We start from the raw sequence: 13103 nt of genomic DNA, 5'->3' as shown, positions 1-13103 counted from the left end.
TCACCCGCAGACGGCGGCCCGGCCCAGCAGCAGCTCGCGCTCCTTCTCGTTGCGGGTCATCGCGGCCGCCCGCTCGAACTCCGCCCGCGCCTGCGCCGTGCGCCCCAGCCGGAACAGGAAGTCCCCGCGCACGGAGGGCAGCAGGTGGTACTCCCGCAGCGACGGCTCCTCGAGCAGCGCGTCGAGCACGGCCAGGCCGGCCTGCGGCCCGTCGGCCATCGACACCGCCACGGCCCGGTTGAGCTCCACGATCGGCGACGGGGCCAGCTCGGCCAGGCGCGCGTACAGCCCGGCGATCCTGGCCCAGTCGGTCGCCGCGGCCGTGCGGGCCCGGGCGTGGCAGGCGGCGATCGCGGCCTGCAGCGTGTAGGTGCCGCCGCCGAGCCCCTCGGCGCGGGCAAGCGCCGCCAGGCCCCGGTCGATGAGCAGCCGGTCCCAGCGGCGGCGGTCCTGCTCCAGCAGGGTGACCGGGGCGCCGTCCGGGCCGGTGCGGGCGGCCGAGCGGGACGCCTGGATCTCCAGCAGCGCGACCAGGCCGTGCACCTCCGCCTCACCCGGGGCGAGGCCGGCCAGGACGCGGCCGAGGCGCATCGCCTCCTCGCACAGGGCCGGGCGCATCCAGTCCTCGCCGGCAGTGGCGGAGTACCCCTCGTTGAAGATCAGGTAGATGACCTCGAGCACCGAGGCCAGCCGGGCCGCCCGGTCGGGGCCGGCGGGCAGCTCGAAGGGGACCTTGGCGTCGGCGAGGGCCTTCTTGGCCCGGCTGATGCGCTGCCCGACGGTGGCCGACGGCACCAGGAACGCGCGGGCGATCTCGTCGGTGGACAGGCCGCCGAGCAGGCGCAGGGTGAGCGCCACCCGGGCCTCGGGCTTGAGCACCGGGTGGCAGGCGGTGAAGATCAGCCGCAGCAGGTCGTCCTCGATCGGGTCCTGCTCCAGCACCTCGTCGAAGCCGGCCTCGTCGGTGCGCTCGTCGACCGCCAGGGCGGGCAGGTGCTTCTGCAGCACCTGCTGGCGCCGGATGGTGTCGATGGCGCGGCGCTTGGCCGTGGTCATGAGCCACGCCCCGGGGTTGCGCGGGACGCCCTCGGCCGGCCACTGCTCCAGCGCCGCCACCAGGGCGTCCTGCGCCAGCTCCTCGGCCAGGCCGACGTCGCCGACGAGCCGGGCGACGCCGGCGATGACCCGCGCCGCCTCGATCCGCCAGACCGCCTCGATGGCCTTGCCGGCATCGGTAACCGTGGTCACCGACCCAACATAGCGGCCTACTCGTACTCGGAGACCCTGCGCACCTCGATCTCGACGTTGTCGAAGAGCTCGGCGAAGCGCTTGGCCCACTCGACCGCCTCGGCGTGGTCGCGCACCTGCAGGATGCCGAAGCCGCCGATGACCTCCTTGGCCTCGGCGAACGGCCCGTCGGTGACCGTGGCCTGCCCGTTGTCGACCCGGATGACGGCCGCCCCGGCCGAGCTCGGCAGGAGGCCCTCGGCGGCCAGCAGCACGCCGGCCTTGTTGACCTCCTCCATGTACTCGCCGAACTTGGCGATGAACTCCGGGCTGGGCTGCCACAGCGCCGGGTTCGAGTCGTCGAGCTTGTGCATCAGCATGTACCGCATCGCGGGTTCCTCCTCGGTAAGGTGGCTGGCCGTTGCCCAGCCTCTATCACCGCGTCGAGCGGCGCCCGGACTCTTCGACAGTGGCGCCGGACATTTTTTCCGAGGAGATTTGCGATGCGCATCCTGTTCGCGTTCGCCGGCGGAGCCGGCCACCTCCAGCCGATGCTGCCGCTGGCCCGGGCCGCCGCCGCGGCCGGCCACGCCGTGGCGGTGACCGGGCGCCCCGGCGCGCTGCCCAAGGATCTCGAGGGCTTCCCGGCCGGCGTCGACGAGCCGCCCGGCGAGCGCAGCCCACTGCTGCGCCTGGACCGGGCCCGGGAGGCCCGGGAGTTCCGCGACGGCTTCGGCGGCTGGATCGCCCGCGAGCGGGCCGCCGACACCAAGGCGGTCGCCGAGCGGTGGCGACCCGACGTCGTCGTCTGCGACGAGGCCGACTTCGGCAGCATGATCGCGGCCGAGGCGCTGGGCATCCCGCACGCCGTTGTGGTGGTGCTCGCCGCCGGCACCTTCGGCCGCCCCGACGGCCTGGCCGCGCTGCTGGACGAGGCCCGGGCCGCGCACGGCCTGCCCGCCGACCCGGACCTGGCCATGCTCGACCGGCACCTGGTGATCTCGCCCGTGCCACCGAGCTTCCGGGCCCGCGGCGGCGCGCGGCTCATGCGGCCGATGCCGCTCGTCCCACCGGCGCCGACGCAACCGCCGCAGGTGTACGTCACGCTGGGCACGATCTTCAACACCGAGTCGGGCGACCTCTTCACCCGCCTCCTCGCCGGCCTGCGGGAGCTGCCGGTCGAACTCGTGGTGACCGTCGGGGCGGCCATCGACCCGGCCGAGCTCGGGCCGCAGCCGGGCAACGTGCGCGTCGCGCGGTACATCCCCCAGGCCGAGGTGCTCCCCCGCTGCTCCGCCGTCGTGTCGCACGCCGGCTCCGGCACCGTCGTCGGCGCGCTGGCCCACGGGCTGCCGATGGTCCTGGTGCCGATGGGCGCCGACCAGCCCGACAACGCCGAGCGGGCCGCGGCCCTGGGCGCCGGCGTGGTCCTCGACGCCGCCGACGCCACCCCGGCCGAGGCCGCCGAGGCGCTGCGCGTGGTGCTCAACGAGGGCTCCTACCGGGCCGCGGCCGAGGCGCTGCGGGCCGAGGTGGCCACCATGCCGCCCCCGGAGGAGGTCGTGGCGCACCTGGCCGAGCTTCGCTGAGGCGTGTCCCGGCGCGGGCGGGTAGCGTGCGATCATGCCGAGCCTGACCCGCGCCGAGGCGGCCCAGCGCGCCCGACTGCTGCGCGTGCACTCGTACACCGTCGAGCTCGACCTCACCGGCGCCGAGCGGTTCACCTCCCGCACGGTCGTGGACTTCGCCTGCACGGACCCGGGCGCGGGCACCTTCGCCGAGGTCAAGGGCGCGGAGACGGTGCGCGCTCGGCTCAACGGCCGGCCGCTGGACCCCGCGGCCGGCAACCGGCTCCCGCTGGCCCCGCTGGCGGCCCGCAACCGGCTGGAGGTGGAGTTCTCCGCGCCCTACTCGGGCACCGGGGAGGGCCTGCACCGCTTCGCCGACCCCGAGGACGGCGAGGTCTACCTGTACGGCCAGGCCCCCATCGACGACGCCCAGCGCATGTTCGCCTGCTTCGACCAGCCCGACCTCAAGGCGCCGATCGCGCTCACCGTGCTCGCCCCGCCGGCGTGGACCGTGCGCGCCAACGCCCCGCTGTGCGCGCGGCTCGGCGGCAGGTGGGAGTTCGCGGCGACGCCGCCGCTGTCGACGTACCTCTTCAGCCTGCTCGCCGGCCCGTGGCACGTGCTGTCCCGCGAGCACGACGGGATCCCGCTCGCCCTGGCGTGCCGGCGCAGCCTGGCGGCCGCCCTCGACGCCGACGCCGACGCGCTGTTCGCGGCCACGGCGGCGAGCTTCGACCGCTACCACGAGCTGTTCGGCGTGCGGTACCCGTTCGGCAAGTACGACCAGGCGTTCGTCCCCGAGCTCTCCGGCGGCGCGGTGGAGAACCCGGGGCTGGTCAACTACCGCGAGGAGTTTCTCTTCCGGGCCCGGGCCACCGACAGCGAGCGGCAGCGCCGGTTCGTGGTGATGGCCCACGAGATGGCCCACATGTGGTTCGGCGACCTCGTCACCCTGCGCTGGTGGGACGACATCTGGCTCAACGAGGCCTTCGCCGAGCTGATGGGCTGGCGGGTGGCGGCCGACACCGGCCGGCACCCGACCGCCGCGGCCGACTTCGCCATCTGGCGCGAGCGCTGGGGCTACCTCGCCGACCAGCGGCCCTCCACCCACCCGGTGGCCCCCGACGGGGTCGCCGACACCGCGGTCGCCACCCAGAACTTCGACGGCATCTCCTACGCCAAGGGCGCGGCCGCGCTGCGCCAGCTCGCGGTGCACCTCGGCGAGGACGTGTTCCTGACCGGGCTGCGGGAGTTCTTCCGCCGCTACCGCTTCGCCAACGCCGAGCTCACCGACCTGCTCGCGGTGCTCGGCGCCGCCGCCGGGCGGGACCTGACCGGGTGGGCCGAGCTGTGGCTGCGCAGCAGCGGCGCCAACACGCTGCGGCCGCTGCCCTCGCGGGCGGCCGGCGCACCGGCCGGGCTGACCGTCGAGCAGACCGGGCGGCCGCTGCGCCCGCACCGGCTCACCGTCGCCGCCTACGCCTCCGACGGCTCGGTGCGCCGGCTGCCGTTCGCCATCGACGGTGCGACCGCGGTCGTGGCCGGGCCGGCCGCCCGCCCCGGCACGGTGCTGCTGCTCAACGACGGCGGCGAGACGTACGCCAAGATCCGCTTCGACCCGGTCAGCCGGGCCGCCCTGCCGGCCGTGCTGCCCGACATCGAGGAGCCCCTCGCGCGGGCCGTGGTGTGGACCGCGGTCATCGACGCCGTGCGCGACGGCGAGCTGCCCCCGGCCGAGTTCCTCGCCCTGGTGGTGGCCGCGCTGCCGACCGAGCGCCAGGAGGGCGTCTTCGCGGAGGTGCTCGGCTTCGCCCGCGACGCCCTGGGCCGCCGCGGCCTGGTGCCGCTGCCCCAGCTGGCCGAGGTCTGCGCGGCCGCGCTGGCCGGCGCCGCCCCCGGCAGCGGCCGCCAGCTGGCCGCGGCCCGGGCCCTGGCGAGCGTGACCGGCGACGCGCCGCTGCTGCGCTCGTGGCTGACCGGCCCGCGCACCCCCGAAGGGCTGACCGGCCCACGCGCCGCCCCCGAGGAGCTGGCCGGCCCGCGCGCTCCCGAAGGGGTGGCCGGCCCGCGCGCTCCCGAGGGGCTGGAGATTGGCCCGGACCTGCGCTGGGCGGTGCTGCTGCGGCTGGCCGCGCTGGGCGCCGCCGGGCCGGACGACATCGCGGCCGAGGCGCGGCGCGACCCGAGCGCCAAGGGCGCCGAGCAGGCGGCCGCCTGCCGGGCCGCCCTGCCCGACCCCGGGAGCAAGGCCGAGGCCTGGGAGACGCTGGTGCGCCACCCGAACCCGCGGCTGGCCATCGCCAACGCCTCCGCCTTCTGGCAGCCGGGGCAGGAGGCGCTCACCGACGCCTACGTCGAGCGCTGGTTCGCCGACGCCCCGGCCATGCTGGAGGGGCGCTACCCGCCCGCGGCGCTGCAGGTGGTGCGGCTGAGCTTCCCGCAGTACAGCCGCAAGTCGGTGGAACTGACGGCGGACCTGCTGGCCCACGCGGACCTGGACCCCCGGCTGCGCCGGGAGCTCATGGACGGCGCGGACGAGCTGCGGCGCTGGGCCTGAGCCGCCCGCGGCGGATCACCCACTCGGCCACCGCCAGGTTGATCACCCAGGCGGCCCCCATGGCCACGGCCCGCCAGGCCGGGTAGCGAGGGTCGGCGGAGCTCAGCGCGATCGCCAGCGGGATGCTGGTGAACACCTGCGAGCCGGCGCCCAGGCCGACCGCGTAGGCGCGCAGCATCCAGGCCCGGTGGGCGCGGAGGTCGCGCCGCAGCGCCGCCCGCAGGCCCAGGACGAGCGCGACGAGCATGAAGGTGCCGAAGACGTACCGCTGGGCGTTGAACGCCGCGTTGTCGCTGTCCGGCAGCGCGTACGTCGCCGTCATCCACAGCCCGGAGAGGGCGACCGCGACGCCGGCCCCGAAGACCACCCGGCCGGCGAGGCGATGCCAGCGGCGGTGCCGGGCCCGCACCCCCGGCGCCAGCTGGAAGGCGCCGAGCACGGCGAAGAGCACCGCGCCGAGCACGTGCACCACCACCGGGACCGGGGCGTCGACGAAGCGGGCGTTGTCCGGCGTGCGGGCGGCGCCGCCGGCCAGCGTGGCCACGCGCACGGCGCCGGCCAGCGAGGGGACGAAGGCCAGCAGGAGCAGGCCGGTGACGATCGGCCAGTCTCGCGTTCTCATGTCCACCGATGGTGGGCATCGGCCCCCGCCGGCTCATCCGACCAAAGTTCAGCCGCCGGGTCTGATTCTTCCCGTCTCGTACGCCCACATCGCGATCTCCACCCGGTTGCGCACGCCGACCTTGAGCATCAGCGCGGTCACGTGCGACTTGACGGTGCTCAGCGTGATGAACAGCTCGTCGGCGATCTCGTTGTTGGTCCGGCCCCGCGCCACCCGGGCCAGGACCTGCTCCTCCCGGTCGGTGAGCGGCTCGATCGGCTGGCGGGGCGGCGCCTTCGGGCCGGTGTCGGCGAAGGCGCGCAGCAGCCGGGTGGTGACGCTGGGCGCGATGAGCGCGTCGCCGGCCGCCGCGGCGTGCACGGCCTGGGCCAACAGGGCGGGGCCGGCGTCCTTGAGCAGGAAGCCGCGGGCGCCGGCCCGCAGGGCGGCGTAGACGTACTCGTCGAGGTCGAAGGTCGTGATGACGACGACCGCGAGCGGGTCCTCGACGGCCGGCCCGGCCAGCCGCCGGGTCGCCTCCAGCCCGTCCATGACCGGCATGCGCACGTCGAGCAGGCACACGTCGGGGCGCAGCCGCAGGGCCAGCTCCACCGCCCGGCGCCCGTCGGGGGCCTCCCCCACGACCTCGATGCCCGGCTGGGCGTTGAGGATCATCGTCAGCCCGGTGCGGACGATCTCCTGATCATCCGCTACCAGCACCCGCACGCTCACCCGCCAATGCTATTTGCGACCCCGCACCCTCAGATCCGCCGAAAGTACGACCGGCGGCCCGGCCGGCGACGAGGACGCCGGCGAGCGCGGGCAGCAGGGCGACGCCGAACGCGGCGGCGTAGGCGGCCGGGCCCGCGTCGACCAGCGCGGCGAACAGGGAGCCGCCGACGGCCAGCACCGTGGTGGTGAGCAGCGCGTCGGACACCTGCAGGGCGGAGCTGTTGGCGCCCTGGTCGGCCGGGGTGGAGTAGCGCAGTACGAGCGCGGCCGACGTGGGGTAGACCAGGCCCATGCCGAAGCCGCCGAGGCACCAGCCGGCGACGACGACGGCCACCGGTACCGCCGGAATCGTCAGGGACAGCGCGCACAGGACCCCCGCGGTGATGCAGGTCAGGCCGAGCCGCAGCCTGGCCGGGTCGGACAGGCGCTGGCCCTGCCGGGCCTGGACCCAGCTGCCGGCCGACCATCCCAGCGCGCCGAGGGTCACCGTGAGCCCGGCCATCGCCGGACTGAGCCCTCGCTCGCGGGTGAGCATGAGCGGGATGAACACGTCGGTCTGCATGAATGCGGCGCCGGCCAGGCCCCTGAGGAGCACGACGCTCGGGATGCCTCTGGCCGCCGCGAACGTGCCCTTCGGCAGCAGCAGCACGGCGGATGCCGCCGTGACCGCCGCCCCGACGAGCTTGATCACCGGGGTGCCCGTGTAGAGGAAGGCGGCACCGGTCGCGGCGCCCAGGGCCGGGGCGAGCCGGATCTTCGCGGCGGGGCCGGGTGCGCCGCCGCGGATCGCCCTGATCCGCGGCCAGATGAGCAGCATGACCGGCGCCGCGGCGATGACCACCAGCAGGAAGACCCAGCGCCAGCCGACGTACTGCACGATCACCCCCGCGACCGCCGGGCCCGCGATGGCCGGCAGCACCCAGGCGGCCGACAGCGCCGAGAACACCCGGGCGTGCCGCTCGGCGGGGTAGGCCCGGCCGACGACGACGAACAGCGCCACGTTCACCAGCCCGCCGCCGAAGCCCTGCACCAGCCGCCCGGCCACCAGCACCCACATCGCCGGGGCCAGGCCGGCCAGCAGCAGCCCCGCGCCGAACAGCGCGACGCCGGCGGCGACCGGGCCCGCCGGACCCGCGCGGTCGCACCACGCGCCGGCCAGCACCATGCCGACGATGCCGGTGGCCAGCGCGCCGCCGAACGCGAACCCGTAGAGGGCCAGGCCGTCCAGGGCGCGGGCCACGGTGGGCATCGCCGAGGTGATGGCGACCGCCTCGAAGGCGACCAGCGTGACCAGAGTCACCATACCGAACGTGAGCGCGCGTCTGTTCTCCACCGGCCGAACCTCGCACCTCAACAGGGCTTCAGGTCAAGTCCGGCGGATATTTCAACACTCGTTGACATTCGCCGCAGCGGGCCGTTGTACTGGAGTCATGAAGACTGTCATCGCCGGGGCCGGCCCGACCGGCCTGCTGCTGGCCGGGGACCTCGCCGCCGCCGGGGCCGACGTGACCGTGCTGGAGCGCCGGCGCGACGAGTCGAACCTCACCCGGGCCTTCGCGGTGCACGCACGCACCCTGGAGCAGTTCGACGCGCGCGGGATCGCCGAGGAGGTCCTCGCCACCGGGACGAAGGTGTCCGCGCTGCGGCTGTTCGGCCGGATCTCGCTCGACCTGGGCTCCCTGCCGTCGCGCTTCCCGTTCGTGCTCATCACGCCGCAGTACAACGTGGAGCGGATCCTGGAGCGGCGGGCGCTGAGCGCGGGCGTGCGCATCGTGCGCAGGGCCACGGTGGCCGGCGTGCGCCAGGACGACGGCGGCGTCGAGGTCGTCACCGAGGACGGCGGGCGGCACGAGGCCGACTTCGCCGTGGGCGCCGACGGGGTGCACAGCGGCGTGCGCCGGGCGCTCGGCCTCGACTTCCCCGGCAAGGCCGTGGTCCGCTCGCTCATGCTGGCCGACGTGCGGCTGGCCGAGCCGCCGCAGGAGGTGATCACGATCGCCGCGGTCGGCTCGGCGTTCGCCTTCGTGGCGCCGTTCGGCGACGGCTGGCACCGCGTCTTCGCCTGGAACCGCGAGCACCAGGTCCCGGACGACGCCCCGCTGGCGCTCGACGAGGTCCGCGAGACGGTCCGCCGGGCCTTCGGCACCGACTTCGGCATGGGCGAGTGCCGGTGGATGTCGCGCTTCCACAGCGACGAGCGTCAGGTCGAGCGGTACCGCACCGGCCGCGTCTTCCTGGCCGGCGACGCCGCCCACGTGCACTCGCCGGCCGGCGGGCAGGGCATGAACACGGGCCTGCAGGACGCGGCCAACCTGGGCTGGAAGCTCGCCGCCGCGGGCGCCGGCTGGGCGCCCGCCGGCCTGCTCGACTCCTACCAGGACGAGCGGCACTCGGTCGGCCGGCTCGTCCTGCGCACCAGCGGCGGCATCATCCGCCTGGCCCTGCTGCACTCCCGCGCCGCGCGGCTGGGCCGCGACGTGCTGGCCGGCCTGGCCCTGCACGTCCCGGCGGTGGCACACAAGGCCACCGGCACGATCTCCGGCCTCGGCATCGACTACCCGCACGCGCCCCGCCAGCCGGACGTGGACCTGGGCGGGACGCGCCTCTACGAGCTGCTGCGGGCCGGGCGGCACGTGCTGCTCGGGCCGGGGGCGCCGGACGGGTACGCGGACCGGTTGGTCTGTGCCCCGTCCGACCGTTACGTCCTGGTCCGGCCAGACGGCCACACCGCCTGGACGGGCACCGAGCGAGACGTCTCCGTCGCGCTCCGCGCGCATCTCGGCGCCCCCCGGTGATCCCCGACACCCTTCCCTTGACACGACAGCGCCGATCGATGTGTCATGCCGATCACGGAGCGGTTCTCGTTGGGTTGCCACCGCCCCGCAGACGACTTGGTTCGCTTGCGGACGGCGCACAACACGGGGACGACGGAACGCTTGCGAGACGTGCCGGGCCCCGCGCCGCCACGGGGGGCCCGGCACCCTCTCATGGCTTTTCCACCACGATGAACTGCCCCATCATGCCCTCGTCCTCGTGCCTGAGCACGTGGCAGTGGAACATGTAGGACGTGTTCGGGTCGGCGTAGTCGGCGAACCGGGCGATGATCCGGTACTGCTGCTTCGGGGCCAGGAACAGCGTGTCCTTCCACCCGCCCAGCTCCGGCGGCGGCGCGCCCCCATTCACGGCCAGCACCTGGAACTGCACGTCGTGGATGTGGAAGCTGTGCGGCGTGTCGTGCCCGTTGGCCACGTCCCACACCTCGACGGTGTCCTTGACGACGACGGCGTCGTTGCGGTGCATGTCCATCTTCCGTCCGTTGATCTTGCGCCCCTGGAACGTGAACGACCGGGTCTGCGCGGCACTGCCGGGGTCCAGCCGCGGCGTGGCGACCAGCGTCCCGGGCAGCGTGGCCGGCGTCAGGCGCGCCGCCGCCCGCAGCTGCAACACGTCGAACGCGTCCTGCCCGCCATTGAGCCTGCTGTCGAAGTCCCCGTCGATCGACCTGACGCTGCGCAGCGTGGCCCGCTCCCCCGGCCGCATCGAGACCACCACCTCGGCCCGCTCCCCGACCGACAGCCGGATGTGGTCGGTCGCGTGCGGCCGCTCGAGCAGCCCGCCGTCGGTCCCGACCAGCGCGAACTGCCGCTTGTCGGCGAACTGGAAGTTGTAGATGCGCGCCGTCGAGGCGTTCAGCAGGCGCAGGCGGACCAGCTCGGAGGGCACGTCGAGGTACGGCCCGGACGTCCCGTTCACCAGCAGCTCGTCCCCCAGCACCCCGATGTCGGAGCCGAACCGGCTGGACATGCTGAGCTGGTCGCCGTCGAACACCTTGTCCTGCACCATGACGGGCACGTCGTCGACGCCGTAGTCGTGCGGCAGGGCCCGCTGCGCCGGCTCGTCGTCGTCGACGATGAACATCCCGGCCAGCCCCCGGTAGACCTGGGTCTCCGTGCGTTCGCTCGGGTGGGGGTGGTACCACAGCGTCGCCGCCGGCTGGTCGACCGTCCACGCGGCCCGGTAGGACCCGCCGGCCGGGATCGGATGGTGCGGCCCGCCGTCCACCGCGGCCGGCAGGTGCATCCCGTGCCAGTGCACGGTCGTCGGCTCGGGCAGCGAGTTGTGCACGTCGACGACGACCTGCTCGCCGCGCGCGGCGCGCAGCGTCGGCCCGAGGTACGCCTCGTTGTACCCCCACGTGCGGGTGCCCGCCCCGTGCCCGAGATCGCTGTCCCCCGGCCGCGCCCGCAGCTCGAACACCCGCTTGCCGTCCCGGACCGTCGACGCCGCGAGCGGCGGCACCCGCAACGCCTGCCGGAAGTCCGCCGTCTTGTCCAGCGGCGGCCGCGCGAGGAACCACACGAGCGTCGCCACCCCGCCCCCGCAGCACAGCACGAGCAGCCCGAGCCCACCGAGCAGCCACTTACGCACGCCCCGACCTCCTACATGTAGTTCAGCTACATGTAGCCTCGCTGCCGCCACCCCGGCCCCGCCAGACCCGGCCGCCGAACCGGGGGAAACCTCAGGGTCTCCCCGGACCCCGCGCCCGCCGGGCCCGCCGATACTGGGGTGGTGGTAATCGCCGGCCCGATCGACGCCTATGTCACCTCGCTGCGCCGCGCCCTGCGCGGCCCCCGGTCCGCCAAGGCCGACCTGCTGGCCGAGGCCCGCGACGGCCTGACCGACGCCGCGGAGCACTACGAGTCCACGGGCCTGCCCCGCCTGGCCGCCGAACGCCTGGCCGTCTCGGACTTCGGCCCGGTGGCCGACCTCGCCCCGGAGTACCAGCGCGAGCTGGCCCTGACCCAGGCGCGGCGCACCGCCGTCCTGGTGGGCACCGCGGTCGCCGCCCAGTCCCTCGTCTCGGAGCTGGCCTGGCGCCGCGAGGCGACGTCGTGGACCTGGCAGCCGGACCACCTGTACACGCTGCTGGCCAACACGGTGGACTACGCGGCCTACGCGGTGGTGGCGGCCGCCCTGCTGGCCGCCCTGGCCTGCGGGATCGGCGCCCGCTACGTGACGGTGGGCCGCACCTTCGCCCGGGCGACGGGCATCGCGGCCATCTCCGTCGTGGCGTTCTTCATCGCGGGCAGCATCCTGTTGTCCGCTTTCAGCCCGGCGTGGACCTCCCACTCGGGCGCGGGCATCTCGGCCTGGCACGCGGTCGCCTCCGCGCTGACCATGACCCTGCCGGTGTGGATGACGGTGTCGGGGCTGCGCTGCGTGCGGGCGGCGGCCGCGTAACCGGGCCTTCAGGGCACCTGGTCCACGGTCCCGCGGGGCGTGGACGGGTTGCAGCGGCGGATGCGGGCCGCGGTCAGGCGGGAGCCCTCGACCAGGCCGTAGCGCTGGACCGCCTGCAGGCCGTAGTTGCTGCACGACGGCACCTGCCGGCACCTGGTGGGCAGATGCGGGGAGAGCCAGCGCTGGTAGCCGCGGATCGCCGCCATACCGGCCCGGCCCGGACCCGACGCGGCGCGCCTCGGCGGGCGGCTCGGGGCCGGCACGGCCATCAAGGACAGCAGCGAGGCGATCATGAACGGGCCGCAGTCGCAGGCGTTGCAGTCCCAGTCCGGGCCGCAGTCGCTGTCGCGACGGCGCCGATCGCTGCGGTTCTGCATTCGTCGCTGCCGCCGGTTCGCCAGCTTTTTCCCGATTCGCATGGCGGAAATTGTCGGCGCCGGGGCTCGCGGTGATCAAGGTTCCGGTCATGGTTCCGACCGACGGGTCGGTACGACAGAAACGCACCCGAATGGCCGACTTCGTGCGGGCGGCCGGGAACGTCCGGACGCTCCCGGACACCCGCACGAAGTCGAACAAACGAGTGCGTTGCCATGACCGTGCTTCGCGGGCCGGCGGGGCTGATCCGCCGGGCCGGGCTTACTTGGCCGCGATCTCCCCGGCGCCGCCGTGGAACTCGGTGCCCTGCGCGAACGCGGCGTCGAAACGCTGCGAGAGGGCGTCGAGCTGACCGAACTCGGCCTGGTGCGCGTTCTCGCTGCCCTCGGCGGCGAAGACGTGGTCGTCGACGCTGGCGTCGTGGCTGTAGTTGGTGAACTCGTCGGCCTCGTAGTGCACCGCGGGGGCCTGGGTGAACTCGACGTGCGTGCCGTGCTGGTAGTTCGTCGAGGTGTCAGCGTGGTGGTCGTTCTCGTACACGCCGAACTGGTTGTTGTAGTCGGCCTCGGAGCCGTTGGCCTGGTGCAGCTGGTCCAGCGCACCGTGCTCCTGACCCTCCGAGTACTGACCGTAGTCCACGTCGCCGTGCCCGCCGTCGTAACCCGCGTCGATGTCGCTCATGGTGTTCTCCTTGTGTGGGATCTGGTGTGTGGCCTTGCGATGCATCAAACGTTACGGGCGCGCCCGGGTCGCCGAATCCCGGAAACGTGCCACGCACCGATGCGGGCGTTCTGGCCGGAGG

Annotated in this window: 12 protein-coding genes; 4 read left to right on the top strand and 8 right to left on the bottom strand. The window is 74.5% G+C overall.

Features of this window, described 5'->3' with window-relative positions:
* Complete coding sequence (locus AB0M46_RS18385) at positions 1–1248, bottom strand: RNA polymerase sigma factor (protein WP_363337368.1); 1248 nt, start codon at positions 1246–1248, stop codon at positions 1–3.
* 17 nt (positions 1249–1265) lie between these two features.
* Entirely contained in the window at positions 1266–1616 is a 351-nt protein-coding gene (locus AB0M46_RS18380; RefSeq protein WP_363337366.1) for a YciI family protein, read from the bottom strand.
* Positions 1617–1730: 114 nt separating this feature from the next.
* On the opposite strand from AB0M46_RS18380, the gene AB0M46_RS18375 reads away from it, so the two are divergent.
* The gene (locus AB0M46_RS18375; RefSeq protein ID WP_363337364.1) at positions 1731–2816 is read left to right on the top strand and encodes a glycosyltransferase; all 1086 of its coding nucleotides are present in this window, start codon (positions 1731–1733) and stop codon (positions 2814–2816) included.
* A gap of 34 nt (positions 2817–2850) precedes the next feature.
* Positions 2851–5352 carry an aminopeptidase N gene (gene pepN / locus AB0M46_RS18370; RefSeq protein WP_363337362.1) on the top strand — a complete coding sequence of 834 codons (2502 nt, stop codon included), beginning with the start codon at positions 2851–2853 and terminating at the stop codon, positions 5350–5352.
* Here the strand turns inward: pepN and AB0M46_RS18365 are convergent.
* From AB0M46_RS18365 to AB0M46_RS18355, 3 genes are read right to left on the bottom strand one after another with little or no spacing between them, the layout of a single operon-like run.
* The gene (locus AB0M46_RS18365) at positions 5315–5974 is read right to left on the bottom strand and encodes a DUF2306 domain-containing protein (RefSeq protein ID WP_363337360.1); all 660 of its coding nucleotides are present in this window, start codon (positions 5972–5974) and stop codon (positions 5315–5317) included. The genes pepN and AB0M46_RS18365 overlap by 38 nt on opposite strands.
* Positions 5975–6022: 48 nt before the next feature.
* Positions 6023–6685 carry a response regulator transcription factor gene (locus AB0M46_RS18360; RefSeq protein WP_363337358.1) on the bottom strand — a complete coding sequence of 221 codons (663 nt, stop codon included), beginning with the start codon at positions 6683–6685 and terminating at the stop codon, positions 6023–6025.
* Positions 6657–8018: an MFS transporter gene (locus tag AB0M46_RS18355; RefSeq protein WP_363337356.1), complete on the bottom strand. Its 1362-nt coding sequence runs from the start codon at positions 8016–8018 to the stop codon at positions 6657–6659. The genes AB0M46_RS18360 and AB0M46_RS18355 overlap by 29 nt, the downstream gene beginning before the upstream one ends.
* A gap of 97 nt (positions 8019–8115) precedes the next feature.
* Here AB0M46_RS18355 and AB0M46_RS18350 point away from each other — a divergent pair, with 97 nt between their 5' ends.
* Entirely contained in the window at positions 8116–9480 is a 1365-nt protein-coding gene (locus AB0M46_RS18350; protein ID WP_363337354.1) for an FAD-dependent monooxygenase, read from the top strand.
* Between the two features lie 190 nt (positions 9481–9670).
* Here the strand turns inward: AB0M46_RS18350 and AB0M46_RS18345 are convergent, their stop codons facing one another.
* Positions 9671–11113 (bottom strand): multicopper oxidase domain-containing protein, encoded by a 1443-nt coding sequence (locus tag AB0M46_RS18345; RefSeq protein ID WP_363337352.1) that lies wholly within the window; start codon positions 11111–11113, stop codon positions 9671–9673.
* Between the two features lie 141 nt (positions 11114–11254).
* On the opposite strand from AB0M46_RS18345, the gene AB0M46_RS18340 reads away from it, so the two are divergent.
* Positions 11255–11926: a permease prefix domain 1-containing protein gene (locus AB0M46_RS18340; protein ID WP_363337350.1), complete on the top strand. Its 672-nt coding sequence runs from the start codon at positions 11255–11257 to the stop codon at positions 11924–11926.
* An 8-nt stretch (positions 11927–11934) separates the two neighbouring features.
* Here the strand turns inward: AB0M46_RS18340 and yidD are convergent, their stop codons facing one another.
* Both yidD and AB0M46_RS18330 read right to left on the bottom strand, forming a co-directional pair.
* Complete coding sequence (gene yidD, locus AB0M46_RS18335) at positions 11935–12345, bottom strand: membrane protein insertion efficiency factor YidD (RefSeq protein WP_363337348.1); 411 nt, start codon at positions 12343–12345, stop codon at positions 11935–11937.
* Positions 12346–12562: 217 nt separating this feature from the next.
* Positions 12563–12982, bottom strand: coding sequence for a hypothetical protein (locus tag AB0M46_RS18330; protein WP_363337347.1), 420 nt, complete (start codon positions 12980–12982; stop codon positions 12563–12565).
* Positions 12983–13103: the final 121 nt, after the last annotated feature.

Source organism: Dactylosporangium sp. NPDC051485 (genome assembly GCF_040682015.1).
In the GTDB taxonomy this organism is placed as follows: Bacteria; Actinomycetota; Actinomycetes; order Mycobacteriales; family Micromonosporaceae; genus Dactylosporangium.
Note: the sequence above shows the minus strand (reverse complement) of the source record. Positions and strands in the feature narration are given on the sequence as shown.